We start from the raw sequence: 24830 nt of genomic DNA, 5'->3' as shown, positions 1-24830 counted from the left end.
GCGGCGTGCTTTGCGGAGTATTAACCCAGACGGTTACTTCTGATCGGGCAGAGCGTACGCGATCACATAGTCGCCCAGCTTGGTGCCGAAGGAACCGTGGCCGCCGGCGAAGATCAGCACGTACTGCTTGCCGTTGACCTCATAGGTCATCGGCGTCGCCTGGCCGCCGGCCGGCAAACGCGCTTCCCACAGTTTTTCACCGTTGGTCACGCTGAAGGCGCGCAGGTAGTTGTCTGCGGTGGCGCCGATGAAGAACACGTTACCGGCGGTGGTCACCGGGCCGCCCAGCATCGGCATGCCCATTTTGAACGGCAGCGGCAGCGGTGAGCTGTCGCGCACGGTGCCGATGCGTTTTTTCCACACGATGTCGTTGGTTTTCAGATCAACGGCGGAAATGTAACCCCAGGCCGGCTGTTTGCACGGCAGGCCGAACGGTGACAGGAACGGGTTCAGGGTGACGCCGAACGGCACGCCATACTGCGGCTGGATACCGGTTTCGGTGCCGCTGCCGCCTTTGTCGCCTTCCGGCGGTTCAATCGGGTTGCCTGGGCCGCGTGGGATCAGTTTGGAAACGAACGGCAGCGCGATCGGGTTGGCGATGGCGATTTCGCGATCGGTATCGACGGCCAGGCCGCCCCATTCGAACATGCCCAGGTTACCCGGGAACACCAGCGTGCCCTGCTCGGAAGGCGGGGTGAAGGTGCCTTCATAACGCAGGCTGTGGAACATCACGCGGCAGACCAGTTGGTCATAGATGGTCGCGCCCCACATGTCCGCGCCGGTCAGTTTCTTCTCAGGACGGAAGGTCAGCTCGGAGAACGGCTGGGTCGGCGACAGGCGATCGCCCTTGGCCGGGCCCTGCGGTACCGGTTTCTCCGGCGCCGGCACTACCAGCTCGCCGTTGGTGCGGTTCAGCACGAAGATGTTGCCGGTTTTGGTCGGCACATAGATGACCGGCACTTTTTTGCCGCTCTTGTCGGTAATGTCCGCCAGGGTCGGCTGCGCCGGCACGTCCATATCCCACAGATCGTGGTGGACCGTCTGATAGAACCAGACCAGCTTACCGGTAGAGGCGTTCAGCGCCAACAGGCCGCTGGCGTAGCGCTCCATTTCCGGGGTGCGATCGCCGCCCCAGATGTCCGGCGTGGCGACGCCCATCGGCAGATAAACGATATCCAGCTTGGCGTCATAAGCGGCCGGCGCCCAGGAGTTCGGCGAGTTCGGCACGAAGTGATGCTCGTCCGCCGGGATGGCGTTCGGATCTTTCGCGCCCGGATCGAAGGCCCACAGCAGCTTGCCGCTGTTGACGTCGAAGCCACGGATCACGCCGGAAGGCTCGCGGTTGGAGTAGTTGTCGGTCACGGCGCCGGCGACGACGATCACGTTATCGGTGATCACCGGCGGCGAAGTCGGCTCGTAGTGGCCCGGCGTCGCATACGGCATGTTGCTCTGCAGATTCAGCTCGCCGTTGTTGGCGAAGTCTGGGCACGGTTTACCGGTTTCGGCATCCAGCGCGAACAGACGGCCGTCGTTGACCGGCAGAATGATGCGGCGCGCGCACATTGCCGGTGCGGCGTCGCCGGCGGCGCCCGCAGCCGCAGCGGTTTCGTGGTAAGACACGCCGCGGCAGGTGATGTGCTGGAAGGTCGGGTTATATTTCAGCTGCGGATCAAATTTCCACTTCTCTTTACCGGTGGCGGCATCCAGCGCGAACAGCTTCTGGTGCGGGGTACACATGTAAAGGGTATCGCGGATCTTGATCGGCGTGACTTCGTTGGTGATCTCGCCCGGATCGTTGGCGGTCTTCAGATCGCCGGTCTGGAAACGCCAGGCCTCTTGCAGCTGGCCGACGTTTTTGTCGTTGATCTGGCTCAGCGGCGAATAACGAGTGCCTTCCTGGGTGCGGCCATAGGCCGGCCAGTCTGCGCCGGTGGTGTCTTTCGGCTGTACCTGCGCGGCGTCGAGCGTACCGTTGATCTCTTGCGGATCGTTGAATACGGCATAGGCCAGCGCGATGACGGTGATGACCAGCGCCGCGCTCAGCGCGCCGTAGGCGAACTTGCCGTTAGCGACCAGCTTGCGGTAGATAAACGGCAGCACCAGCCACAGGCCGAAGAAGAAGGTAACGTCGAGCCGCGGCGTCAGCGCCCAGAAGTCCGGGCCGACTTCCCACAGGGCCCAAAGGGTGGTGCCCAACAGGAACACCGCGTACAGCAGCAGCGCGGTGGCGCGGCGGCGGAACAGCAGCCATGAGGTCGCCAGCAGCACCAGCCCGGCGATGATGTAATACAGCGAACCGCCCAACTTGGCGAGCCAGATGCCGCCGCCGAGCAGATAGAGCCCGCTCAGCGCGGCAAACAGCGCCGTTATGACGATAAGCGGCGATAGTGACGCTTTATTTTGCATAGCAATACCCTTACCAAAAATGAAAGTCCCCGATTTAGAGATTAAGCCAAATCGCAAAAAACACGCGGTTTCTCCCTACTATTTCAGCGAGAAGCCGCTAGGGTGACGTAAAACCCATCCCGTTTTTTAACCTTAAGGTGCTTTGCCTTATTCAAAGCGATAAGACAAGGTGGCGCCGCCACCCCAGTTGCGCCCCGGCGCCGGTTCGAAATAGCGCCCTTGGCTTTCGTTGACGATCACCGAACCGACGTAGCGGCGATCGAAAACATTGTCCACCCGGCTGAACACGTCCAGCGCCCAGCGGTTCCAGGTAAAGCGATAGCCGGCGTTCACGCCGGCCGTGGTGTAAGCGGGGGCCTGCGCGTTGTTGGCGTCATTGGCCTGAATATCGCTCATGTAGCGCAGCTCCGCCCCGGCGTGCCAGCCTTCCGGCGGCGCATAGGCCAGTGAGGCGTAGCCCATGTTGCGGGCGATGCCCGGTAGGCGGTTGCCGGCGGGGGTACAGCCGGATTTGCCGCACATCTCGCTGCGGTAGGTGGCGTCCAGCAGCGTCCAGGCCATATGCAGGCGCCAGTCCAGCGCGAACTCCTGATCCAGCGCCAGCTCCAGGCCGCGCCGCCGGGTCTTGCCGGCGTTGGCGTAGCTGGTGCGCCCGCCGCTGCTTCCCGCCACCACCAGCTCGTTGTCGGTATCGGTCTGGAACAGGGCGGCGCTCACCAGGCCGTTGCCGAGACGCAGTTTGCTACCCAGTTCAACGGTGTCGCTGGTGGATGGCTGCAGGCCGATATTGAGGCCTGGCAGGCCGTCGGGGCGGTAGGAGAGTTCGTTGATGGTCGGGGTTTCGAAGCCGCGGCCGGCGGAGAGATAGACGTTCCACGCCGGGCTGATTTTGTAGTTGAGCGAGCCCATCGGCAGCCACTGGTGGTAGCGTTTGCTGCCGCTGTCATCGCCGTTGCCCGGCGTGATGTAGTAGTCGGTCGAATCGAAGCTGACCGTGCTGTAGCGCAGGCCGGCGTCCAGCGTCCAGTGCGGCGTCAGTTGCCAGGAGGTTTGCAGGTAAGGATCCAGGTTCCAGATGCGGTTCTTCTCATTGCGCCGCTGGTCGCCTTTCTCGCCGTAGTCCACTGTGCCGTCTCGCAAAATAATAAAGTTTTTGAACCCTTGGCGGCGTTCGGTCATGGTTTCATAATCCAGACCGCCGATCAGTGTTACCGGTAACGAAGCGAGAGTATCCTCATGCTTCCAGCGAGTGTCAATGCCCTGATATTTCCTTTCCAGCACGATCACCCCGCCGGCGTGGGCAGGATCGAATTGTTGTTCCTTACGAAACGATTGGTACTGCGTGGTGTGGCGCTCGCCGTGGTAGGCGGTCAGCGTCAGTTCGTCGCGCTCGCTCATCTGGCGCTGATAGCGCAGGCCGGCCTGGGTCTGATCGAGCGACTTGCGGGTGTTGTATTGATCCGCGCGCGGCGCTTGGCGCGGGTTTTCCTTCCATTCCGCTTCGGTCAGGCCGCCCGGATCGCCGGCGTCAATCGAGACGCTGTTGAACATCAGCGTCAGGGTGCTGACGTCGTCCAGCCGCACGCCGAGCTTGCCGTTGCCGAGGTTTTTGCGCGCGGCGCTGTGATCGCGATAGCCCTGAGTAGTGAAGCGGGTTCCCGATATAGCGTAGTTGACGTCGCCGGCCTGGGTGCCGTCGCCGGTGGCGCCGGTCGCTTTCACCCCGTAGCGCCAGGTGTTGTCGCTGCCGAAATAGCCGCCGGCCTCCAGCGTCGGCGGCTGGGTGCCGGTTATCGTATCAACGTTGATGACCCCGCCCGAGGCGTTGCCGTACAGCGCGGAATAGGGGCCGCGCAGCACCTCGATGCGTTCGACGGAATTGATGTCGATGTTGGAGGTTTGCCCCTGGCCGTCGGGCATGGTGGCGGGAATGCCGTCGACGTACATGCGCACCCCGCGCACGCCGAACATCGAACGGCTGCCGAAGCCGCGTATCGACAGCTGCAGATCCTGCGCATAGTTTTGCCGATTCTGGAGCTGCAGGCCCGGCACGCTGCCGAGATTTTCCGACAGGTTAATCTGCGGGGCGGCGTTGCGCAGATCCTGGCCGTCGATCACGCTGACGGAAACCGGCGATCCCAGCTCAGTGAGGCCGGTAGGTTGCGCCATCACCACCAGGGTGTCGCTCTTTTCTTCAGTTTTTTCCGCCGCTGACGCCTGGCCGATGAACATGGGTTGCAGCAATAGCATCGCCGCCGGGGTCAGCACGGCGCTTTTCTTATTGGTCATGGGATAAATCTGCCACTGGTATTAAAAGGGAATCGCTGATCGATTCAGGGTTAGCCATCTGTCACTCCATCTACATGACGCTAAACGAAAAGGGTAGTGCATCCTGACATCAGTATAGAATATCTGCGGAAGGAACGTTCCCGGAAAATGTTCAATCCCCTGAGACGGTTAGCGGATTAATGAAACTGGCTCATAAGCTCAAGCGTATTTTGCCCCATAGTCATGGCGGCATGGGTCTTTTACAGTCATCTCATCCGAGCGGCTCCGTGTCAGGGGGCCGGTATCCATCCGCAGGAGAGTGAAGATGCAAACACGTAAGTTGGGGCGCGAAGGGCTGGAAGTATCGGCGTTGGGTCTGGGCTGCATGGGGCTCAGTTTTGGCTACGGCCCGGCTACCGACAAGCGGCAGGCGATCGATCTGATCCGTGCCGCGGTTGACGAGGGCGTGACGTTCTTCGATACCGCCGAGATTTATGGTCCGTTCACGAACGAGGAATTGTTGGGCGAAGCGCTGGCGCCGGTGCGCGATCGGGTCGTCATCGCCACCAAGTTCGGTTTCGATCTGCCGCAACCGGCGGGGCAACAGGTGTTGAACAGCCGCCCGGAGCATATTCGCCGGGCGGTGGAAGGTTCGCTGCAGCGCCTGCGGGTAGAGACTATCGATCTGCTGTATCAACACCGCGTCGATCCCGAGGTGCCTATCGAAGAGGTGGCGGGCACGGTGCAGCAACTGATTCGCGAAGGGAAAGTGAAGTACTTCGGCCTGTCGGAAGCCGGCGCGCAAACCATTCGGCGCGCCCATGCGGTGCAGCCGGTCACGGCACTGCAAAGCGAATATTCGCTGTGGTGGCGCGAGCCGGAGCGTGAAATCCTGCCGACGCTGGCGGAACTGGGCATCGGTCTGGTGCCGTTCAGCCCGCTTGGCAAGGGCTTTCTCACCGGCGCCATCACCGAAGACACCGCCTTTGACAGCGGCGATTTTCGCAACGTGGTGCCGCGCTTCAGCGCCGAGGCGCGCCGGGCCAATCAGGCACTGGTGGGCGTGCTGGGGCAGATAGCGCAGCGCAAGGGCGTGACGCCGGCGCAGATCGCCCTGGCCTGGCTGCTGGCGCAGCAGCCGTGGATCGTGCCAATCCCGGGAACCACTAAGCGTCACCGACTGGAAGAAAACCTTGCGGCGGCGTCGGTGGTGTTGACGGCGGACGAACTGGGCGAGATTGAGCGTGCGCTCTCCGCGATCGACGTGATCGGCGATCGCTACCCGGCGCATCTGCATAAGAACGTCGGGCGTTAAGCCCCGCGCCGCAGCGCCTCAATCAGCAGCGCAAAGGCGGTGGTGTGTTGCCTGCGGCTTGGGTAATAGAGGTAATAGCCGGGAAACGGCGGGCACCACTCGTCCAGCGCCATCTGCAAGCGCCCGTCGGCCAGCGCCTCGGCGACGCTGTCTTCCGGCACGAAGGCGATGCCGAGACCGAGCTGGGCGGCGTCGATTCGCTGGCGCAGGCTGTTGAAGGTCAATTGCCCCTCCACCCGTACTTTGATCTCCCGGCCATCGCGGGCGAACTCCCAGGCGTACAACCCGCCGAGGGTGGGCAGGCGCATATTGATGCAACGGTGGTTTTGCAATGCCTGCGGCGTGGTGGGGAGGCCGTGACGGGCGAAATAGGCGGGTGAGGCGACGGCCACCATGCGCATGTCCGGGCCGATGCGCACCGCGATCATGTCCTTCGCCACCTGTTCCCCCAGCCGGATGCCGGCGTCGAAACGCCCGGCGACGATGTCGGTCAGGCTATTGTCGACGGTGATTTCCACGTTGATGTCCGGGTAATCGACGAGAAAAGTGCGCAGCACCGGCCACAGCACCGCATCCACCGCGTGTTCGCCTGCGGTGAGGCGGATGTTGCCGGCGGGGCAATCGCGCATTTCACCCAGCGCGTTCAGCTCGCTTTCTATCTCCGCAAAGCGCGGGCCGATGCTGTTGAGCAGCCGCTCACCGGCCTCGGTGGGGGCCACGCTGCGGGTGGTGCGCGTAAGCAAGCGCAGCGCCAGGCGTTCTTCCAGCCCGCGGATAGCGTGGCTGAGCGCCGATTGAGACACCCCGAGCTGCGCCGCCGCTTTGGTGAAGCTGCGTTCTCTGGCCACCATCAGGAAAGCGATCAGGTCGTTAAAGTTTTCTTTCAGCATATCGGCACCGGAGAGCAAGGTTAGGGCGCGGCCGCGCGTAGATTTATGAATTGAGCTCATAGCTCCTTGCGCATTTTAGCCGCTAGTCGCTGGAAAAGCATGGCGCTATCTTGGCATCACTGACCCATGACTATCAGCGCCGGCTGTGAGAGCCGGCGCGGAGGACACTACAGATGAAAATACAACGCAGCGGTTCGATCCCTTCGCAGCGCGGCCCGGCGGATTACTTTACCGGGCAGGTGCGCATCGACGCGCCGTTCACCGGCGAGGCGCCGGCCAGAGTGGGCGGCGCAACCGTCACCTTCGAGCCCGGCGCCCGCACGGCCTGGCATACTCACCCGCTCGGTCAGACGCTGATCGTCACTCAGGGGCGCGGTTGGATCCAGATGTGGGGCGAGAAGACGCAGGAAATGCACCCCGGCGATATCGTCTGGATCCCGGCGGATGTCAAACACTGGCACGGCGCGACGCCGGACTGCGCCATGACCCATATAGCCATCGCCGAAGCGGTGGACGGCAGCCCGGTGACCTGGCTGGAGCCGGTCAGCGAGGCGGAGTACCGGCAATAACGGCGCTCAGGACCGGCGGTTCTGTTCGCAGAACCGCAGGCGGTTGCCGAACGGATCGGTGAGGTTCAGTTCCTTGCCCCAATCGACAATCTCCAGGCCCGGCCGTGCATAGCGGTAGTTTTTGGCCGTGAGTTCGCGATGCAGCGCTTCGATGTCCTGCATCGGAATGAAAATGGCGGCGCCGGGCGTGCTGTCGCCGTAGTGTTCGCTCAGGTGCAGCGTCAGCCCGGCGCGGGCAATCTGCATGTACAGCGGCAGGTCTTCGCTGAAACGGTGCTCCCACTCCAGCGTGAAACCGAGAAAATCCAGGTAAAACTCTTTGGCCTTGTCGACCGAAAAGATGCGCAGGATCGGAATGGCGGGCGAGAAGGCGATCATCGTTGACCTCATTGCCGCGTTAGCGGCAGCCGATGTGGATATCGACCGCGTCGGGGCCGGTATAGGCTTCGAAGTCGGTCAGGAAGCGGCGTTCGATCTCAGGGTGTTGTGCGAAGTAGGCCCAGATGTGCTGCCAGCCTTCGATGACCGCCGCCGGCATCGCGCCACGGGCGGAGAAGACCAGATAGCGGCCGGGTTGGATGTGCAAACCGCTCTGTGCCTCACTGCCGGCGGTGACGTCAAAGGGCCCGCTGGCGTCGGAAACGTAATTGGAATAGACCCCGTATACCGGCAGGGCGGGTGAGGTGGCGAAAAAATCCGACCACAGCGCGGGAATCTTTGCCGTTTCGGCTTGGGTTTCGTTCTGGTTGGTGGTTCTGACTGTTTGGCCGGCGACGTAAAAGCCGGGCAAGTGCACCGAGGTAGGCTGCATAGGGGAAATTCCTTTTAACCGCTTGAAAGAGATGCCTAAAGGTAGCAAAGGCTTGCCGGATCCGCCAGGTATGGCCCCCGCAGGTGCGGGGGCCGATCGCATCAGGCGCCCAGGCCGCCGAGGCACAGGTATTTGATCTCGAGATAGTCTTCGATGCCGTATTTGGACCCTTCGCGACCCAAGCCGGAGTGCTTCATGCCGCCGAACGGCGCTACCTCGGTGGAGATCAACCCTTCGTTGATGCCGACGATACCGTACTCCAGCGCTTCGGCCACGCGCATCACCCGGCCGATGTCGCGGCTGTAGAAGTAAGCGGCCAGGCCGAACGGCGTGTCGTTGGCCATTTCGACGGCTTCGGCTTCCTGGCTGAAGCGGATCAGGGGCGCCACCGGGCCGAAGGTTTCCTCACGGAAGATTTTTGCCGTGCGCGGCACGTCGGTCAGGATGGTCGGGGTGAAGAAATTGCCGCCCAACGCGTCAGGCTTGCCGCCCAGCAGCACCGAGGCGCCGTGCTCGACGGCGTCGGCGATATGCTCGCGCACTTTCTCCACCGCGTCCTGGTTGATCAACGGGCCGATGGTGACGCCATCATCCAGGCCGTTGCCGACTTTCAGCTTGGCGACGGCGGCTTTCAGCCTGGCGGCGAAGGCGTCGTACACGCCATCCTGCACCAAAAACCGGTTGGTGCAGACGCAGGTCTGGCCGGCGTTGCGGTATTTGGAGGCGACTGCGCCGGCCACAGCGGCGTCCAGATCCGCGTCGTCGAATACGATAAACGGCGCGTTGCCGCCCAACTCCATGCTGGTTTTCTTGATGGTGGGCGCACACTGAGCCAGCAGCTGCGCGCCGACTTCGGTGCTGCCGGTGAAGGAGAGTTTGCGCACGTCCGGGTTGGCGGTGAGCTCGCCGCCGATGCCCTTGCTCGGGCCTGTTATCACGTTGCATACCCCGGCGGGCAGCCCGGCGCGCTCCGCCAGTACGGCGATCGCCAGCGCCGAGAACGGGGTCTGGCTGGCGGGACGGATCACCCCGGTGCAGCCTGCCGCCCAGCCGGGGCCGGCTTTACGGGTGATCATCGCCGCCGGGAAGTTCCACGGAGTGATGGCGGCGAACACGCCGATCGGCTCTTTCTGCACGATAATGCGGCGGCCCGACTGGGGCTGCGGAATGGTGTCGCCATAGACCCGCTTCCCTTCCTCGGCGAACCATTCGATAAAGGAGGCGGCATAGGCGATTTCACCGCGGCTTTCGGCCAGGGGTTTACCCTGTTCCGCCGTCATGATGCGCGCCAGATCTTCCTGATTCTCCATCATCAGTTCAAACAGCCGCCGCAGCTTGCCGGCGCGCTCTTTGGCGGTCAGGGCGCGCCAGGCGGGCAGCGCTTTTTTTGCGGCGGCGACGGCGCGCGCGGTTTCTTCGGCGCCGAAGGCCGGCACGTGGCCGACCAGCTCGCCGTTGGCGGGGTTATGAATGGCGATGGCGCGGCCCTCATGGGCCGGCAACCATTGGCCGTCGATGTAATTGGCCTCGCGGAACAGCGTGGGATCCTTGAGGGGCGCGCAGATACTGGTGCTCATTGGTCTCTTCCTTTGCTGAGTTCAACAGAATGGTCTATCCCATACGGCTACCCTTTACCCTAGCAAACTTTGCCGCCGCCGTTTGCCGACGCGGCGACAATATGACCGTTTTCTTTATGCGCACCTTCTGTACAAAAAACATCCGCCGCCGGGTCGATACTGAAAGGGCAGGCATATGACCCTTTTCGATGTGATTAAAAGGAGTGTGCGAATGATGAAATCAGTGGACAGGCATCTCGCGGCCTACGGCAGCGAAATGGATTTTTTGGCGTCGAGCATCGCCCTGATGGAGTGGCAAGGGCGGCAGATTGACGCCGGGCAGGTGGCCGGCAACATGTCGGAGCAGCAAAGCCGCCTGTTCTTTGCGCGGTTGAGTTATTTTCGTCAGCTTTATCAGGCCGCAGCGGCGGCCGAACACAGCCTGTAATTTGCCGATGTTTCCCGACATCGCAGGCGCCGCCGTTCGCTTAAGCTGAGGCGAACGGCAATTTTGCCTGACGTATATTTCTACCTTTTGACAGCGCTCTGCCTGGGTATGTGAGCGCTTATCAATGTCATCGCCAATCCCCCCGCTGAGGACGTCGTTTACTGAGGGTATCCGGCGGCGCGTCATGCTTTACCATTCTGAATGCCGTTCTCCGTACGCCAAAATAAACAGCATGTGAGTTCTTCAATGCCAGCCCTACTTATGGCGTTGTCTTTTGACGCTCTCTGCATCGATATTGCAACCTATACTCATACAGGCATTCGACATGCTGTGATTTGGCTGGGGCAATATCTTTATGTGTTTTAGCCGCAGCAAACGGATGAATGAGCCGCGTTTGAAAATAAGGAGGGGACATGACAGCTGACATCGCCATCAACAAGAACGAAGGTATTCTCACGATCGCGTTAACACGGCCGGATAAAAAGAATGCGCTAACGACGGCGATGTATGCGGCTTTGGCCGATGCTTTGGCTATTGCGGAAGCGGAGTCGGACATTCGGGTCATTCTGCTACAGGCGGCGGGCGACATGTTTACTGCCGGCAATGACATCAATGAATTTGCTTCGCAGGTCATGCAAGGCAGCGGGGGGCAAGAGGTCGTGCGCTTTTTAAAGAGCCTGGCCAGTATCACCAAACCTCTCGTCGCCGCGGTGCAGGGGAAGGCGGTCGGTGTTGGCACCACCATGCTTCTGCACTGTGATTATGTGCTGGTTGCCGATAATGCGGAGTTGAGCACGCCGTTCGTGAATTTAGCCTTGGTGCCGGAGGCCGCCTCGAGCTATTTGTTACCTTCGCGGATAGGCCATGTCAGAGCCTTTGAGATGTTCGCTCTCGGTGAGCCCGTCGCCGCGCAGGACGCGGTTGCCTGGGGAATGGCGAACAAATGCGTTCCGCTCGCCGCTCTCGACGAGGAGGCGCGTCAGGTGGCGCGGAGGCTGGCGGCCAAACCGGCGATTTCGCTGCAGGCAACGAAAAAACTCATGCGTGATGCCGAGCGTCTCATTGCCCAGACCGACCTGGAGTTGAGCGTTTTCATGGCGCGGCTGCAAAGCGCGGAGGCCAGAGAGGCATTTGCCGCCTTTGTGCAAAAGCGCCGGCCAGACTTCACCAATCTGGTATGACCCCCGATGCCTGGCTCGGTGCGGCCAGCAACCTCTCAGCGATCGCCCTCGGCATTCGTGCTATTTTCATGGCAAAAATAAACGCGGCCGGCGGCGAAAAAGTTTCATGGGTTAAACTTTTTCGCCGCAAACGAGGTTTTATTTTACCGGGCGCGCATTGCTGCTACGCCCATCTTGACAATAATTTTGCCGCTGCTAATAGTTACTTTATATTTTAAATAATAAACGAAGTTTAATATATGAGACAACTTGCGGGGAGCTATGATAACGGCGCTACGGTGGATGATGAAGCGGCTATTTTGGCTTCGTTTCAAACCCGCAGCGCGGCCGTTTATAATCAGACGCGGCATGAAAAGAATATTGCTTACGGTGAAAGCGAACGCGAAACATTGGATTGGTTCTATTCTGCAAAGCAACATCAGGGGACGTTAATTTTTATTCACGGCGGCTATTGGCAATTTTGCGATAAGGCGGATTTCGCCTTTATCGCCGCCGGGCCGTTGGCGTTGGGATTCGACGTGGTGCTGGTGGAATATACGCTGGCGCCGGCGGTTAATCTTGACGCTATTTGTCGGCAGATCGGCGCCGCATTGGATGCCATTCAGCGTCGCCTGCCGCCGCACGACGCCCATCCGGTGCACCTGTGCGGCCATTCCGCCGGCGGGCATCTGGCGGCGTTTTGGCAGCAGCATGCGATGGTGGATGCGGTCTTTCCCATCAGCGGCCTGTTCGAGCTGGCGCCGCTGCGAGAAAGCTATGTCAACCGGGCGCTGCAGTTGACCGCGCGGCAGATTGAAACGCTCAGCCCAGCGCGCCACCTGCCGGCGCGAACCAAACCGCTCACGCTGTATTACGGCGCGGCTGAGCTGCCGGAACTGATCGGCCAGTCGCGCCACTATCACGCGGCGCTGCATCAACATGGGCTGCCGGCGGAACTGGTCGCGGTGCCCGGTGCCAACCATTTCACCATTCTGGATGCGTTGTTCGCCGCCGACGGCGCGCTGCTTCGCCAACTTGATCATCATGGGAAACACTGACATGCGCGAGATCGTAGAGACCGGGCTGCCGGAAATCGGCCAGCCTTTTTCCTGGGCTACACGGGGCGGCGGCATGCTGTTTACCGCTCATGGCCCGGTGCGGGCGGACGGCAGCATCGAGACCGGCGCGCCGGAGCAACAGATTGCGTTGACCTTCGACAATCTGGCGCAAACGCTGAAGGCGGCGGGCAGCCACAGCGATAAGGTCTTGCAGGTGATCGTTTATCTTACCGACGTCAACGACGTTAAATGTCTCGATAATATTTACCGAGAATACTTTAATTATCCGTACCCTAATCGTTCCACGGTGATTGTCGAAAAACTGGTGGTGCCGGGAATGAAAATAGAAATTACCGTCAGCGCTATCGCCTGATTTAATTTCCGCTTAAATCCGTTTTTATATTAATTCAATAATGAGTTAAGGATGCGTCATGTTTAAACAGATTGCGCCTTCCGCAGCCGATCCTATTATGTCGCTGATGGAGGCCTATTTGCAGGACCCCAATCCGAACAAAGTGAATTTAGGCATTGGGCTGTATTACGACCAGCAGGGGAATATTCCGCTGATGCAGGCGGTGGCGGCCGCCGAGCAACGCCTGCTGGCGCTGCGTCGCCCGCATGGCTACCCGCCGATCGAAGGCTCGCCGCAGTTCGCTAGCCAGGTGCAGACGCTGCTGTTCGGTGAGCGAACTGTGGCCGACATCGCCACGGTGCAGACCGTCGGCGGCTCCGGGGCGCTGAAGCTGGCGGCGGATTTTCTGCGCCACTTTTTGTCGCGCAGCGAGATCTGGGTGTCCGATCCCACCTGGGCCAACCACTGGGCGATTTTTGAAGGCGCCGGGTTGCAGGTGAAAACCTATCCCTACTTTGACGAGGCGGTGGGCGGCCTGCGTTTCGCCGCCATGCTCGACGCGCTGAGCAACCTGGCGCCTGGCAGCGTGGTCTTGCTGCATCCTTGTTGTCATAACCCGACCGGCACCGATCTGACGCCGGAGCAGTGGCGCGCTACGCTCGCCGTACTGCAGCGGCGCAACCTGCTGCCGCTGTTCGATATCGCCTATCAGGGCTTCGGCGACGGGTTGGACGAGGATTGTCTGGCAGTACGCGAAGCGCTGAAAATCGACTTGCCGTTTTTGGTCTGCAACTCGTTCTCCAAAAACGTGGCGCTGTACGGCCAGCGACTGGGCGCGCTGTCGGTGCGCTGCGCCGATGCGGAAAACGCCGCCAACGTCAAAGGCGCGTTAAAAACGTTGATCCGCCGCAGCTACTCCTGCCCGCCGACACACGGCAGCCAGATCGTGGAAACCCTGCTCGGTGATGCCGAACTCGGTGCGCTTTGGCGTAACGAGCTGGCGGAAATGCGCTCGCGCATCAAGCAGATGCGTGAGCAGCTGGCCGCCGGGCTGGCACGGGGCGGCTCTTCGCTGGATCACCGGCGCATTCGCGATCAGCGCGGCATGTTCAGCTATACCGGCCTGAACGAAACGCAGCTGCAAACCTTGCGGCAACGCTACGCCATCTATCTGGTTGCGCCCGGCCGCATGTGCCTGCCGGGGCTCAACCCCGGCAATATCGATTACGTGACCGCCGCCATTCTCGACGTCACCCGTACCGTCTAACTCTGCTCGGGAACACCGCCATGCCACAGATGAATGATTTTGAGCATATCGCCCGTCGCCAGGGCGGGTTGAACAAGCATCTTACCGCCGGGCAGATGTCGATGCTGGCGATAGGCGGCGCCATCGGCACCGGGCTGTTTCTCGGCAGCGCCTATGCCATTCAGATGGCGGGGCCGTCGGTCTTGCTGAGCTACCTGATCGGCGGCGTCATTGCGTTGCTGCTGATGGGTAGCCTGGCGGAAATGACCTCCGAACACCCGACGCCCGGTTCGTTCGGCGACTACGCCGAATTTTATCTCGGCCCGCTGTTCGGTTTTCTGGTGCGCTACTCCTACTGGTCCTGCGTGGTGCTGGCGGTGGGCACCGAAGTCACCGCCATCGGCATGTACATGCAGTTCTGGTTCCCGGCGACGCCGACCTGGCCGTGGGTGCTGCTGTTCTCGGCGGCGGTGATCGCGGTCAACGTGATCGGCGTGAAGTCGTTCGGCCAGGTGGAATACGCGCTGTCCACCGTCAAAGTGACGGCGATCGTGGCCTTCATTCTGATCGGCATCGGCATCCTGGCGTTCTCGGGCAACCCGGCCTACGGCCTGCGCAACCTGACCACCGGCGGTTTTATGCCGTTTGGCGTCAAGGGCATGTGGTTTGCGGTGATCGTTTCCATCTTCAGCTACCTGAGCATTGAGATGATCGCGGTGGCCGCCGGTGAGGCGAAAAATCCGGTGATTGCGGTGAAGGCGGCGTTCAAGGGCACCATCGTGCGGCTGTTCATCTTCTATATGCTGTCGATCGCCCTGATGCTGGCCATCGTGCCCTGGCGCCAGTCCGGCACCGGCGAAAGCCCGTTCCTGATGGCGATGAACGTGATCCATCTGCCCGCCGCCGCCGGCATCTTCAACTTTATCGTGCTGGTGGCGGCGCTGTCGGCGATGAACAGCCAGCTGTACATCACCACCCGCATGATGTTCTCGCTGTCGCGCGCCGGGCAGGCGCCGGCGGCGCTGGGGCGCGTCAGCCGGCGCGGCATTCCGGTCAATGCGCTGGCGATGTCGTGCATCGGCATCGTGGTGTCCATCGTCCTGAGCCTGGTGGCGCCGGAAACGTCGTTCGCCGCCATGATGTCCATTTCGGTGTATGGCGCCTGTTTTACCTGGCTGATGATCTTCGTCACCCATCTGTTCTTCCGCCGCCGGCACCGGCAGACCCATCTGAAGTTCCGCATGTGGGGATTCCCCTATACCACCTTACTGGGTGGCGGGCTGATGGCGGCGCTGATGATCTCGACGGCGTTTACCGAATTCTTCCGCATGACGCTGTGGTTCGGCATTCCGTTCACCTTGCTGCTGGTGGTGGCCTACCGCTTCCAGAGCCGCCGCGCGGCAGCGCCGTCGCCGTTCAAGGCGCCGGAGGTGGAGTAATGCGGGGCAGGGGCTGAGGCGCACCTCAGCCCTGGGGATTAAAGCTGGCTTTTCGGGATGAGGTGATCGCCGAAGCTCAGGCGCTGGCGGCCCGGCTCGATTGCGGTCAACGGCGCCACTTCGTGCAGCGAGGATTTGCAGCGCTGCACCAGATCCTGATACTCGCGGGTGCCGGCGATCTTCCAGGCCAGCTCCTGTTCGGTCAGATCGCGCAGCACGCGCGCCGGGCTGCCGACCACCAGCTTGTTGGCTTCGATCGTCGCCGCGGCTTTGACGAACGCCATCGCGCCGACGATGGTGTTCTCGCCGATCTCCGCGCCGTCCATCACTACCGCGTTCATGCCCACCATCGCGTTGCGGCGAATGCGGCAGCCGTGCAGGATGGCGCCGTGGCCGATATGGCCGTCTTCTTCCACCACCGTGTCCTGCTGCGGGAAGCCGTGCATCACGCAGTTGTCCTGAATGTTGGCGCCGTCGCAGATCACCAGGCGGCCAAAATCGCCGCGCAGGCTGGCGTTCGGGCCGATATACACGTGTTTGCCGACGATCACGTCGCCGATCAGCACCGCGGTCGGGTGCACGTAACTGCTGGGGTCAACGACCGGCGTCAGGCCGTCAATCTGATACACAGGCATAGCGTGAGTTCCTTAACATGTAGGGTCGCGCGGCAGGCCGCCGAAGCGCCGATAGTAACCGGCGGCCGGCGCGGGCAGAGCGCCGATGGTGGTCTCCACCAGCGAGCTGACGTACTCCGTCGCAGCGCGATCGACCTGCTGATAGAGATTGATGCACAGATTGCGAGCGATCTGGCCTTCCCACTGCGCGGGCAGCAGCGCGTCCGGCAGCAGCGGATCTTTCAACACCACGCGACGGAAGAAGTGAATCAATAATAGCTTAATCTGGAAACAGCGCAGCGGCGTCAGCGCCGCCGGGTCGACTTCGCGCAGCAGCGCCATCAGCGGCCGGAAGGAGACGATAAACTCGTGATAGCCGGCGGCCACCTCGCTCAGCGACCAGCAGTCGGCCACCAGTTTCTGCAGGGTTTGTTCGGAGCGGTTGTAGGGGTAATCGGCGCGGAAGTAGATCACCTGCTCGCTGGCGTTCAGTTCGCCGAGCAGCGCCGTCACGTCGGTCTGCGCGTGGGTGGGGGCGGCCATCAGGTTGCTGGCGATCTGCCCGAACCCGAGCCAGCCGAGCTCTTTTTTCAGCCGCGCGCGCGCGTTTTTATCGGCGCTTTCCAGCAGCAACAGCTCCCACTTGCCGTCCCAGGCGGGCTGCTCGCGCAGATAAATTTTCGATTCGGCGTGGCGGAACTGGCGCATCCCCTGATCGGTCACGCGGTAGAAGCTGCGGCGGCCTATTTTCTCTACCGCCAGCCAACCCTCTTTCTGCAGGCGGAACACCGAGGTGCGCACGAAGCGATCGCCGAAACCGAAGGCCTCCAGCAGCGCGCTCAGGCTGCCGAGCCACACTTCGCCGCCGCGGTGGCTGAGCGCGTCGCCGTACAGCGAAATGATCAGCGAAGTGCCGCTGATCGGCTGTGCGTCGACGGCATGACGAATGAACTCATCCAGTTTATGTTCCATATTTTTCCATGGGTTAGCCTTCGATGAGCCATAACATTACGCCTAATTTAGGGCGGCGTCATCCGTGACGCCGTGCGCCTCAGCGCGGCCGCAGATCGACCACGCGCTGCGCTTTGCCTTCCGAGCGCGGAATATCGCCGCAGTTGGCGATGCTGACGTCGGTGCTGACGCCCACGATCGATTTGATGTGGTGGCGCAGCTGGTGGCAGATGTCGCAACGTTGCTGGTGGCTGAGGCTGAGCGCCGATTCTTTCAGCTCGACGCGCACCGCCAGCGTGTCCAGGTGCCCGCTGCGGCTGACCTGCAGCTGATAGTGCGGCGACAGCTGCTCGAACTGCATGATCTGCTCTTCCACCTGCGACGGGAAGACGTTGACGCCGCGGATGATCAGCATGTCGTCGGAACGGCCGGTGATCTTGCCCATGCGGCGCATCTGGCGCGCGTCCCCCGGCAGCAGACGGGTGAGATCGCGGGTGCGGTAGCGGATCACCGGCAGCGCCTCTTTGGTCAGGGTGGTAAACACCAGTTCGCCGTGCTCACCGTCCGGCAGGGCGACGCCGGTCTCCGGGCAGATGATCTCCGGCAGGAAGTGGTCTTCCCAGATGGTGGGGCCGCCGCCGCTCTCCAGGCATTCCATCGCTACGCCCGGCCCCATCACTTCCGACAGGCCATAGATATCCAGCGCCTTGATGCCCATGCGGGTTTCGATTTCGTGCCGCAAGGCTTCGGTCCAGGGTTCGGCGCCGAACACGCCGAGCCGCAGCGAACAGCCGCGCGCATCGCCGCCCATCTTGCGCTCCAGCTCGTCGATCAGCGTCAGGCAATAGGACGGCGTCACCATGATGATGTCGGGTTTGAAGTCGAGGATCAGCTGCGCCTGTCGTTCCGTCTGGCCGCCGGACATCGGGATCACCGTGGCGCCGAGCCGCTCCGCGCCGTAGTGCGCGCCCAGGCCGCCGGTGAACAGGCCGTAACCGTAGGCGACGTGCACCTTGTCTTTGGCGGTGGCGCCGCCGGCGCGCAGACAGCGGGCGACGATATCGGCCCAGTTATCGATGTCGCGCTGGGTGTAACCGACCACCGTCGGGCGGCCGGTGGTACCCGAGGAGGCGTGGATGCGTACCACCTGTTCCATCGGCACCGCGAAGGTGTCGAACGGGTAGTTGTCGCGCAGATCCTGCTTGGTGGTGTAAGGGAAACGCGCCAGATCGCTCAGCTGTTTGAGATCGTCAGGGTGCACGCCTGCCTGGTCGAACTTGCGTTTGTACATCGGCACATTGTCGTAGGCGTGGTGCAGCGTCCATTTCAAGCGCGCCAACTGCAACGCTTCAATCTCATCGCGCGAGGCGAATTCGATGCTATCGAGGGGCTGTGGATTTATTGTCATGGTTAGCCTCAGGGGTCAGACACGCTCAATGATCATGGCGATGCCCTGGCCGACGCCGATGCACATGGTGCAAAGCGCGTAGCGGCCGGCACGCCGTTCCAGTTCAAACAGGGCGGCCAGCGCCAGGCGCGCGCCGCTCATGCCCAGCGGGTGTCCCAGAGCGATCGCGCCGCCGTTGGGGTTGACCTGCGGCGCATCGTCCGGCAGGCCAAGCTGGCGCATCACCGCCAGCGCCTGGGCGGCGAACGCTTCGTTCAGTTCGATAACGTCCATCTGCGCCAGGCTCAGCCCGGCGATCTCCAGCACCTTGCGGGTGGCGGGCAACGGGCCGATGCCCATCAGCCGCGGCTCCACGCCGCAGGTGGCGGTGGCAACGATGCGCGCGCGCGGCGTCAGGCCCTGGCGTGCCGCCATCGCTTCGGAGGCGACGAGCAGCGCCGCCGCGCCGTCGTTCAGCCCCGAGGCGTTGCCGGCGCTGACGCTGCCGGGCTGACGGAACGGGGTTTTCAACGCCTGCAGCTGCTCGAGCGTGGTGTCGGCGCGCGGATGCTCATCCTGGCTGAACAGCGTCACCGCGCCTTTTTTTCCAGTGAGGCTGACCGGGGCAATCTCCTGCGCCAGGTAGCCCAGCGCCTGCGCCCGGGCGGCGCGCTGCTGGCTGCGCAGCGCAAAGGCGTCCTGATCGGCGCGGCTGATGTTGAACTGCGCCGCGACGTTTTCGGCGGTCTCCGGCATCGAATCGGTGCCGAACTCGGCCTGCATGCGCGGGTTGACGAAGCGCCAGCCGAGAGTGGTGTCGTACAGCTGCGCCTGGCGGCTGAAGGCGCTGTCGGCCTTGCCCATCACCAGCGGCGCGCGGGTCATCGATTCTGCGCCGCCGGCCAGCATCAGCCCGGCGTCGCCGGCTTTGATGCTGCGCGCCGCCATCGCCAGCGCATCCAGACCCGAGCCGCACAGGCGGTTCACCGTGGTGCCGGACACGCCGACCGGCAGCCCGGCCAGCAGCAGCGCCATGCGCGCCAGGTTGCGGTTGTCCTCCCCGGCCTGGTTGGCGCAGCCGAGGATCACATCGTCCAGCTGCGTCCAATCCACCTGCGGATAGCGTTCCAGCAGCACGCGCAGCGGCAGGGCGGCGAGATCGTCGGCGCGCACCTGTGCCAGCGCGCCGCCATAGCGGCCGATCGGGGTGCGCACGCCGTCGCAGATAAATGCCTGATTCATGCCTGCTCTCCTAAAATGCTGTGGCCGAGGCGGTGCGCGCGGCCGCGGAACCAGGCGACGGTTTTGCCCAGTTGGTTAACGATCTCGACGTCATACAGCCCGGTGGCTTTGCCCTGATGGCGCACCTCCGCACTGGCGGTGAGGCGATCGCCGGCCAGCGCCGGGCGGACGAAGTCGATGCTGCAGCCGGAGGCGACCGCCGCCAACCCCTGGCTATTGCAGGCGTAGGCGAAAGCGGTGTCCGCCAGGCTGAACAGCTGGCCGCCGTGACAGGTCTGGTGGCCATTGAGCATCTGCGGGCCGACGGTCATGCTGACCTGCGCGTACCCGGCGTCGACGGCGTCGATATGCATACCCATCGCCTGAGCGCAGGTATCTTGCTGAAACATTTGCTCGGCGCAGCGCTGAGCCAGCGCGCGCGGCGTATTGGCGTTCATTGTTCGGCTCCTGGGAAAGAGGCGGGAGAAGCATAACGGCGCAGCAGCGGCATAGGGCGATAGCGCGCCTCGCCGTAATAGCGTTGCAGGTTTTCCAGCGTCGCCAGGATGTGGCGCCAGCCAAGCGCGGCGCCCCAGGCCAACGGTCCGCGCGGGTAGTTGACGCCGCGCAGCATCGCCAGATCGATATCTTCGGCGCTGGCAACGCCTTTGTTCACCACGTCGAGCGCTTCGTTGGCCAGCATGGCCAGGGTGCGCATCGTCAGCAGGCCGGGGTAATCCGGCAACGGAATGACCTGCTTGCCGAGGGACTGCAGCAGGTGAATCGCTTTGGCATTGTGTTGCGCACCGTTTTGCTCCGCGCAGCTGATGGCGATGGCGGAGGCGCGCGCATAGTCGGCACAGAGATCGAACAGCACCACGGGCGTTCCACGTTCGTCGGCCAGCTGGTCGGCGGTTTTACCATTGGTTAACATCAGTGTAACGTCGTCGATCGTGACGTGCGGGCTGGTCTGGCCAGGTTGTATGATCGCCCCCGCATTTTCGCTTAACAGCTGCGCCAGATCGGCCAGCGGCGACCAATCGCCGTGCAAGGTGACGCGCTGTGGCTGCGCGGCCTGCGCCGGCGGCGCAAAGGCGATCTCGGCGGCGGAGCGCGATGTGTCGTAGCGGTAGAAGCCGCGGCCGGATTTGCGGCCGAGGTGCCCCGCGGCCACCAACTCCTGCTGCACCAGCGAAGGGGTGAAGCGCGGATCCTGGTAGAAGGCCTGATACACCGATTCGGTCACGGCGAAATTGACGTCCTGGCCGATCAGATCGGTCAATTGCAGCGGGCCCATGGCGAAACCGCCGGCGTCGCGCAATACCGCGTCCAGCGTGGTGGCGTCGGCCACCCGTTCCTCCAGCGCGCGCAGGGTTTCGGCATAGAACGGCCGCGCCACGCGGTTGACGATGAATCCCGGTGTTGAGCGGCACAGAACGCTCTGCTTACCCCAACGCTGCGCCACGGCCTGCAGCGCGGCGAGGGTTTCGGCACCGGTCTCCAGACCGCTGACGATCTCCACCAGCTTCATCAGCGGCGCGGGGTTGAAAAAGTGCAGCCCGGCCATACGCGCCGGGTGTTGCAATGCCCCGGCGATGGCGGTGATCGACAGCGAGGAGGTATTGCTGGCGAACAGCGTCGCGGGCGAGCAGACCGCTTCCAGATCGCGGAACAGGCTCTGCTTAATCGCCAGGTTTTCCGCCACCGCTTCAATCACCAGCGCGCAGTCGGCCAGTTGCTCGAGCGAGTCGGCGCGTTCGAGGCGCGCCAGCAGCGCTTCGGTGGTCGCGGCATCGGCCTTGCCGCCGTCCACCCGCTGCCGCAGGCGGCGAGCGAGTTCGTCGATCGCTCGCTGGGCGGCGGCGGGCGCGATATCGAACAGCCGCACCGGGTGGCCGGAGGCAGCGGCCACCTGCGCAATGCCGATGCCCATGGTGCCGGCGCCGATCACCGCCACCCGGCCGTTAACAAGGGACGCGTTCATGGCTATTTCCCGCTGAAGTTCGGCGTGCGTTTGGCGAAGAACGCGCTGACGCCTTCGCGGTAGTCGTCGCTGCGGCCGCCCAATCGCTGCAGATCGCGCTCCAGATCGAGCTGCTGATCGAGGCTGTTGGTGGCCGAGCTATAGATGGCTTTCTTGATAAGGCCCAGACCGTAGGTTGGCTGAGTGGCCAGATGGCGCGCCAGCGTTTGCGTGCGATCGGCCAATTCCTCCGCCGGCACCACCTGCCAGATCATGCCCCACTCCAGCGCCTGTTGGGCGCTGATTTTGTCGCCCAGCAGCGCCATGCCCATCGCGCGGGCGTGGCCGGCCAGCCGCGGCAGGAACCAGCTGCCGCCGGAGTCCGGCACCAGCCCCAGGCGGCAGAAAGACTGAATAAAGCTGGCGTTGTCGGCGGCGATGACGATGTCGCACGCCAAAGCCAGCGCGGCACCGGCGCCGGCCGCCACGCCGTTGACCGCACACACCACCGGCTTGGGCAGGGCGGTCAGACGGCGGATCAGGGGGTTGTAGAAACGTTCGACCGACAGGCCGAGATCCGGCGCCTGTTGATCGGCGCTGACGTTGCGATCGTTGAGATCCTGCCCGGCGCAGAAACCGCGTCCGGCGCCGGCGATCAGCAGGCAGCGCACGTTGTCGTCGCGCTCGGCTTGCGTCAGCGCCTCGCTCAGCTGGCGATGCATCTCGTCGTTAAAGCTGTTGAGCCGATCCGGACGGTTGAGGGTCAGCGTCAACACGCCGGCGTCGAGATGGCTGAGAATCAATGCGTTATCCATAAATCAGCGCCCCTGATAGTTTGGCGTACGTTTTTCGAAAAAGGCGGCGATGCCTTCGCGGCGATCGTCGGTGGCGGCCAGGGTGACGAACTGCTGACGTTCCATCGCCAGCCCCTGGCTAAGGCCGGTCTCCTCGGCCTGTTTCAGCGCCTGCTTGGCGGCGCGCAGCGCCAGCGGCGCCTGACGGCTGATGCGCTCGGCAATCTGCTGTGTGCGTTCCAGCGTCAGAGCATCGACGCACACTTCGCTGATAAGGCCGGCCTGCAGCGCGGTGCGGGCGTCGATGGCTTCGCCGGTCAGCACCATCTGGCTGGCGCGCGATTTGCCGACGCAGCGGATCAGGCGTTGGGTACCTCCGGCGCCCGGCATCAGACCAAGGGTGATCTCCGGCAGGCCGAAGCGGGCGCTTTCACCGCCGATGACGATGTCGCAGGCCAGCGCCAGTTCGCAGCCGGCACCCAATGCATAACCGTTTACCGCCGCCAGCAGCGGCTTGCCGAACTGCGCCAGCCGCTGCCACAGCTGCGGACGGCTGTCCGCCAGGGCGGCCGGCACATCCTGCTGCTGCAGTTCGCGCAGATCGGCACCGGCGGCGAAGAAACGCGCCGCGCCGGCGATCACCACGGCGCCCACGCCGCGGTCGGCATCGGCCTGCTCCAGCAGAGACACCAGCTGCTCCAGGCAGGGGGTGCTCAGGGCGTTGCGCGCCTCCGGGCGGTGCAGCGTCAGCGTGACCACCCGGTGTTGTTGTTGGCGTAAAATGAAAGGGGTGTCCATCGCGGCTCCTAGACGTCGAAGTCCAACACCACGCCGTCGCCTTTCGGCCACGACTGGCAGCTCAATACATAGCCCGCGGCCAACTGGTCCGGCTCCAGGCTGTAGTTGACGCCCATCTCCACCTGGCCGGCCTTCAGCCGGCATTTGCAGGTGGCGCACACGCCGCCTTTGCAGGCGTAGGGCAGGTCGGCGCCCTGGCGCAGCGCCGCGTCGAGAATGCTGTCGTCCTGTTCGCCGACCTCAATATCCAACCGGCGGCCGTCGAGCAGGATCGCCACCCGGGTGGCGTTGCGATCGCCGCTGCTGCGCGGGCGGGCGACCAGGCCGCTGGTGTTGAAGCGCTCGCTGTGGATGTGATTGGCCGGTACCCCGGCCTGTTCGAGTACGGTTTGCGCGTCGTCCATCATCGATTCCGGCCCGCAAATGAAGGCGTGGTCATAGTCGCGGAAATCCAGCAGCGCGCCGCCGATCGCCGCCAGGCGTTCGCGGTCGATGCGGCCGCTGAGCAGCGGGCTGTCGAGGCTCTCCTGGCTGAACAGGTACAGCTGCTGAAAACGCTGTGGGTAGCGGTTTTTCAAATCCGACAGCGCTTCTTTGAACATCATGGTTCTGCTGTTGCGGTTGCCGTAGATCAGGGTGAAACTGCTGCCCGGTTCGAGCTGCAGCGTCGCCTTGATGATCGACAGCATCGGCGTGATGCCGGAACCGGCGGCGATCGCCAGGTAGTTGCCTCGGCGCTCCGCCTGCGGTTGATAGCCGAAGCGCCCCTGCGGCACCATCACCTCCAGCGCATCGCCGACCTTCAGCATGCGGTTGACGAAGCCGGAGAAACGGCCCTGATCGATCGCTTTCACGCCGATCTGCAGCAGGCCTTCCTGCGGTGAACTGCAGATGGAGTAGCAACGCCGCAGCTCTTCGCCGTTGACCAACGCCTTGAGCGTCAGGTGCTGGCCGGGGGTATAGCGGTATTGGTTTTGCAGTTCTTCGGGCACGCGCAGCGTGATGGCTACGGCGTCCGGCGTTTCGCGCTCGATGGCGGCGACGTTCAGGCGATGAAAGACCGTCATGGTGTCAGCGCTCCTATATGCATTTGAAGTAGTCGAACGGTTCCCGGCAGTCGCAGCAGCGATACAGCGCTTTACAGGCGGTGGAGCCGAACTCGCTGATCTTCTCGCTGTGGGTGCTGCCGCAGCGCGGGCAGGCTACCGGGCCGTGGGCGTGCGGACGATCGCAGGTGTGGCCCTGCGGCGGCGCCACGCCGTATTGCCGCAGCCGTTCGCGGGCGTCGGCGTTCATCCAGTCGGTGGTCCAGGCCGGGCTGAGGCGGATCTCAACCTGCACCGGGCTGAAACCGGCTTCCGCCAGCCGCTGCTCGATGGCGTTGAGCAGAAATTCGGTGGCCGGGCAGCCGGAGTAGGTTGGGGTGAAGGTCACGCGCCAGCCGGCGCCGTCGCGCGCCACGTCGCGCACCATGCCCAAATCGGTGATCGACAGCACCGGCAGTTCGGGATCGCTGATCTGCTGCAGGCAGTGCCAAATCTGCGGAATTTCGGCGGGTTGCAAACGAGTGACGTTCATCGCGGC

General features: G+C 63.0%; 25 protein-coding genes. 9 read left to right on the top strand and 16 right to left on the bottom strand.

Translation table 11 applies throughout. The features are described from left to right. Positions 1 to 33 precede the first annotated feature (33 nt). Both AC6BYQ_RS07720 and pqqU read right to left on the bottom strand, forming a co-directional pair. On the bottom strand, positions 34 to 2406 hold the full coding sequence (locus AC6BYQ_RS07720; protein WP_019453468.1) for a glucose/quinate/shikimate family membrane-bound PQQ-dependent dehydrogenase: 2373 nt from the start codon (positions 2404 to 2406) through the stop codon (positions 34 to 36). 147 nt (positions 2407 to 2553) lie between these two features. Next, positions 2554 to 4638: a TonB-dependent receptor PqqU gene (gene pqqU, locus AC6BYQ_RS07715; RefSeq protein WP_154746665.1), complete on the bottom strand. Its 2085-nt coding sequence runs from the start codon at positions 4636 to 4638 to the stop codon at positions 2554 to 2556. Positions 4639 to 4999: 361 nt separating this feature from the next. Here pqqU and AC6BYQ_RS07710 point away from each other — a divergent pair, with 361 nt between their 5' ends. Further along, the gene (locus tag AC6BYQ_RS07710; protein WP_498056634.1) at positions 5000 to 5989 is read left to right on the top strand and encodes an aldo/keto reductase; all 990 of its coding nucleotides are present in this window, start codon (positions 5000 to 5002) and stop codon (positions 5987 to 5989) included. On the opposite strand, the gene AC6BYQ_RS07705 is transcribed toward AC6BYQ_RS07710, so the two are convergent. Next, complete coding sequence (locus tag AC6BYQ_RS07705; RefSeq protein WP_498056795.1) at positions 5986 to 6879, bottom strand: LysR family transcriptional regulator; 894 nt, start codon at positions 6877 to 6879, stop codon at positions 5986 to 5988. The two genes, AC6BYQ_RS07710 and AC6BYQ_RS07705, sit on opposite strands and share 4 nt — an antisense overlap. Before the next feature lie 173 nt (positions 6880 to 7052). Here AC6BYQ_RS07705 and AC6BYQ_RS07700 point away from each other — a divergent pair, with 173 nt between their 5' ends. Then, complete coding sequence (locus tag AC6BYQ_RS07700; RefSeq protein ID WP_154746451.1) at positions 7053 to 7448, top strand: (R)-mandelonitrile lyase; 396 nt, start codon at positions 7053 to 7055, stop codon at positions 7446 to 7448. Positions 7449 to 7454: 6 nt separating this feature from the next. On the opposite strand, the gene AC6BYQ_RS07695 is transcribed toward AC6BYQ_RS07700, so the two are convergent. The 3 genes from AC6BYQ_RS07695 to gabD all read right to left on the bottom strand — a co-directional run bounded on the left by AC6BYQ_RS07695 (position 7455) and on the right by gabD (position 9836). Beyond that, the gene (locus tag AC6BYQ_RS07695) at positions 7455 to 7823 is read right to left on the bottom strand and encodes a glyoxalase superfamily protein (protein WP_432525564.1); all 369 of its coding nucleotides are present in this window, start codon (positions 7821 to 7823) and stop codon (positions 7455 to 7457) included. A gap of 22 nt (positions 7824 to 7845) precedes the next feature. Then, complete coding sequence (locus AC6BYQ_RS07690) at positions 7846 to 8259, bottom strand: GyrI-like domain-containing protein (RefSeq protein ID WP_498056633.1); 414 nt, start codon at positions 8257 to 8259, stop codon at positions 7846 to 7848. A 101-nt stretch (positions 8260 to 8360) separates the two neighbouring features. Beyond that, the gene (gene gabD / locus AC6BYQ_RS07685; protein ID WP_498056632.1) at positions 8361 to 9836 is read right to left on the bottom strand and encodes an NADP-dependent succinate-semialdehyde dehydrogenase; all 1476 of its coding nucleotides are present in this window, start codon (positions 9834 to 9836) and stop codon (positions 8361 to 8363) included. Between the two features lie 211 nt (positions 9837 to 10047). Between gabD and AC6BYQ_RS07680 the strand changes: the two genes are divergently transcribed. The 7 genes from AC6BYQ_RS07680 (at position 10048) to AC6BYQ_RS07650 (ending at position 15518) form a co-directional block, all read left to right on the top strand. Then, positions 10048 to 10263, top strand: coding sequence for a glycogen synthesis protein (locus AC6BYQ_RS07680; RefSeq protein ID WP_049201387.1), 216 nt, complete (start codon positions 10048 to 10050; stop codon positions 10261 to 10263). 413 nt (positions 10264 to 10676) lie between these two features. After that, positions 10677 to 11444, top strand: coding sequence for an enoyl-CoA hydratase-related protein (locus AC6BYQ_RS07675; protein WP_074053805.1), 768 nt, complete (start codon positions 10677 to 10679; stop codon positions 11442 to 11444). Continuing rightward, positions 11441 to 11662 carry a hypothetical protein gene (locus AC6BYQ_RS07670; protein ID WP_498056631.1) on the top strand — a complete coding sequence of 74 codons (222 nt, stop codon included), beginning with the start codon at positions 11441 to 11443 and terminating at the stop codon, positions 11660 to 11662. Before AC6BYQ_RS07675 ends, AC6BYQ_RS07670 begins: the two co-directional genes overlap by 4 nt. Before the next feature lie 21 nt (positions 11663 to 11683). After that, complete coding sequence (locus AC6BYQ_RS07665) at positions 11684 to 12481, top strand: alpha/beta hydrolase (protein ID WP_198636666.1); 798 nt, start codon at positions 11684 to 11686, stop codon at positions 12479 to 12481. Between the two features lies 1 nt (position 12482). Next, positions 12483 to 12854: a RidA family protein gene (locus tag AC6BYQ_RS07660; protein WP_019453478.1), complete on the top strand. Its 372-nt coding sequence runs from the start codon at positions 12483 to 12485 to the stop codon at positions 12852 to 12854. A 58-nt stretch (positions 12855 to 12912) separates the two neighbouring features. Next, on the top strand, positions 12913 to 14100 hold the full coding sequence (locus AC6BYQ_RS07655) for an amino acid aminotransferase (protein WP_309530441.1): 1188 nt from the start codon (positions 12913 to 12915) through the stop codon (positions 14098 to 14100). 20 nt (positions 14101 to 14120) lie between these two features. Beyond that, entirely contained in the window at positions 14121 to 15518 is a 1398-nt protein-coding gene (locus AC6BYQ_RS07650) for an amino acid permease (protein ID WP_154746445.1), read from the top strand. 38 nt (positions 15519 to 15556) lie between these two features. On the opposite strand, the gene paaY is transcribed toward AC6BYQ_RS07650, so the two are convergent. The 10 genes from paaY to paaD form a co-directional block, all read right to left on the bottom strand. Further along, a complete protein-coding gene (gene paaY, locus AC6BYQ_RS07645; protein WP_019453481.1) occupies positions 15557 to 16153 on the bottom strand; it encodes a phenylacetic acid degradation protein PaaY in 597 nt (198 codons plus the stop codon). Between the two features lie 12 nt (positions 16154 to 16165). After that, positions 16166 to 17104, bottom strand: coding sequence for a phenylacetic acid degradation operon negative regulatory protein PaaX (paaX, locus tag AC6BYQ_RS07640; protein ID WP_498056630.1), 939 nt, complete (start codon positions 17102 to 17104; stop codon positions 16166 to 16168). A gap of 79 nt (positions 17105 to 17183) precedes the next feature. Beyond that, the gene (gene paaK, locus AC6BYQ_RS07635) at positions 17184 to 18491 is read right to left on the bottom strand and encodes a phenylacetate--CoA ligase PaaK (RefSeq protein ID WP_063918604.1); all 1308 of its coding nucleotides are present in this window, start codon (positions 18489 to 18491) and stop codon (positions 17184 to 17186) included. Positions 18492 to 18506: 15 nt separating this feature from the next. Then, positions 18507 to 19712 (bottom strand): 3-oxoadipyl-CoA thiolase, encoded by a 1206-nt coding sequence (gene pcaF, locus AC6BYQ_RS07630; protein ID WP_498056629.1) that lies wholly within the window; start codon positions 19710 to 19712, stop codon positions 18507 to 18509. Further along, positions 19709 to 20149 carry a hydroxyphenylacetyl-CoA thioesterase PaaI gene (paaI, locus tag AC6BYQ_RS07625; protein ID WP_019453485.1) on the bottom strand — a complete coding sequence of 147 codons (441 nt, stop codon included), beginning with the start codon at positions 20147 to 20149 and terminating at the stop codon, positions 19709 to 19711. The genes pcaF and paaI overlap by 4 nt, the downstream gene beginning before the upstream one ends. Then, complete coding sequence (locus AC6BYQ_RS07620; protein WP_498056628.1) at positions 20146 to 21675, bottom strand: 3-hydroxyacyl-CoA dehydrogenase; 1530 nt, start codon at positions 21673 to 21675, stop codon at positions 20146 to 20148. Before AC6BYQ_RS07620 ends, paaI begins: the two co-directional genes overlap by 4 nt. A gap of 2 nt (positions 21676 to 21677) precedes the next feature. Then, complete coding sequence (gene paaG, locus AC6BYQ_RS07615; RefSeq protein ID WP_019453487.1) at positions 21678 to 22469, bottom strand: 2-(1,2-epoxy-1,2-dihydrophenyl)acetyl-CoA isomerase PaaG; 792 nt, start codon at positions 22467 to 22469, stop codon at positions 21678 to 21680. 3 nt (positions 22470 to 22472) lie between these two features. Then, positions 22473 to 23246, bottom strand: a complete 774-nt coding sequence (gene paaF / locus AC6BYQ_RS07610) for a 2,3-dehydroadipyl-CoA hydratase PaaF (protein WP_019453488.1) — start codon at positions 23244 to 23246, stop codon at positions 22473 to 22475. A gap of 8 nt (positions 23247 to 23254) precedes the next feature. Next, positions 23255 to 24313, bottom strand: a complete 1059-nt coding sequence (gene paaE / locus AC6BYQ_RS07605) for a 1,2-phenylacetyl-CoA epoxidase subunit PaaE (RefSeq protein ID WP_432524930.1) — start codon at positions 24311 to 24313, stop codon at positions 23255 to 23257. Between the two features lie 13 nt (positions 24314 to 24326). After that, on the bottom strand, positions 24327 to 24824 hold the full coding sequence (gene paaD, locus AC6BYQ_RS07600; protein ID WP_198636659.1) for a 1,2-phenylacetyl-CoA epoxidase subunit PaaD: 498 nt from the start codon (positions 24822 to 24824) through the stop codon (positions 24327 to 24329). Between the last annotated feature and the right edge of the window lie 6 nt (positions 24825 to 24830).

It is taken from the genome of Serratia sp. LTN-2 (assembly GCF_059740205.1).
This window is presented reverse-complemented; position numbering and strand designations above follow the sequence as displayed.

Coding starts and splice junctions, on each gene's coding strand:
- AC6BYQ_RS07720 (WP_019453468.1), bottom strand. CDS start 2,406: ATGCAAAATAAAGCGTCACTATCGCCGCTTATCGTCATAACGGCGCTG.
- pqqU (WP_154746665.1), bottom strand. CDS start 4,638: ATGTTCATCGGCCAGGCGTCAGCGGCGGAAAAAACTGAAGAAAAGAGC.
- AC6BYQ_RS07710 (WP_498056634.1), top strand. CDS start 5,000: ATGCAAACACGTAAGTTGGGGCGCGAAGGGCTGGAAGTATCGGCGTTG.
- AC6BYQ_RS07705 (WP_498056795.1), bottom strand. CDS start 6,879: ATGCTGAAAGAAAACTTTAACGACCTGATCGCTTTCCTGATGGTGGCC.
- AC6BYQ_RS07700 (WP_154746451.1), top strand. CDS start 7,053: ATGAAAATACAACGCAGCGGTTCGATCCCTTCGCAGCGCGGCCCGGCG.
- AC6BYQ_RS07690 (WP_498056633.1), bottom strand. CDS start 8,259: ATGCAGCCTACCTCGGTGCACTTGCCCGGCTTTTACGTCGCCGGCCAA.
- gabD (WP_498056632.1), bottom strand. CDS start 9,836: ATGAGCACCAGTATCTGCGCGCCCCTCAAGGATCCCACGCTGTTCCGC.
- AC6BYQ_RS07680 (WP_049201387.1), top strand. CDS start 10,048: ATGATGAAATCAGTGGACAGGCATCTCGCGGCCTACGGCAGCGAAATG.
- AC6BYQ_RS07675 (WP_074053805.1), top strand. CDS start 10,677: ATGACAGCTGACATCGCCATCAACAAGAACGAAGGTATTCTCACGATC.
- AC6BYQ_RS07670 (WP_498056631.1), top strand. CDS start 11,441: ATGACCCCCGATGCCTGGCTCGGTGCGGCCAGCAACCTCTCAGCGATC.
- AC6BYQ_RS07665 (WP_198636666.1), top strand. CDS start 11,684: ATGAGACAACTTGCGGGGAGCTATGATAACGGCGCTACGGTGGATGAT.
- AC6BYQ_RS07660 (WP_019453478.1), top strand. CDS start 12,483: ATGCGCGAGATCGTAGAGACCGGGCTGCCGGAAATCGGCCAGCCTTTT.
- AC6BYQ_RS07655 (WP_309530441.1), top strand. CDS start 12,913: ATGTTTAAACAGATTGCGCCTTCCGCAGCCGATCCTATTATGTCGCTG.
- AC6BYQ_RS07650 (WP_154746445.1), top strand. CDS start 14,121: ATGCCACAGATGAATGATTTTGAGCATATCGCCCGTCGCCAGGGCGGG.
- paaY (WP_019453481.1), bottom strand. CDS start 16,153: ATGCCTGTGTATCAGATTGACGGCCTGACGCCGGTCGTTGACCCCAGC.
- paaX (WP_498056630.1), bottom strand. CDS start 17,104: ATGGAACATAAACTGGATGAGTTCATTCGTCATGCCGTCGACGCACAG.
- paaK (WP_063918604.1), bottom strand. CDS start 18,491: ATGACAATAAATCCACAGCCCCTCGATAGCATCGAATTCGCCTCGCGC.
- pcaF (WP_498056629.1), bottom strand. CDS start 19,712: ATGAATCAGGCATTTATCTGCGACGGCGTGCGCACCCCGATCGGCCGC.
- paaI (WP_019453485.1), bottom strand. CDS start 20,149: ATGAACGCCAATACGCCGCGCGCGCTGGCTCAGCGCTGCGCCGAGCAA.
- AC6BYQ_RS07620 (WP_498056628.1), bottom strand. CDS start 21,675: ATGAACGCGTCCCTTGTTAACGGCCGGGTGGCGGTGATCGGCGCCGGC.
- paaG (WP_019453487.1), bottom strand. CDS start 22,469: ATGGATAACGCATTGATTCTCAGCCATCTCGACGCCGGCGTGTTGACG.
- paaF (WP_019453488.1), bottom strand. CDS start 23,246: ATGGACACCCCTTTCATTTTACGCCAACAACAACACCGGGTGGTCACG.
- paaE (WP_432524930.1), bottom strand. CDS start 24,313: ATGACGGTCTTTCATCGCCTGAACGTCGCCGCCATCGAGCGCGAAACG.
- paaD (WP_198636659.1), bottom strand. CDS start 24,824: ATGAACGTCACTCGTTTGCAACCCGCCGAAATTCCGCAGATTTGGCAC.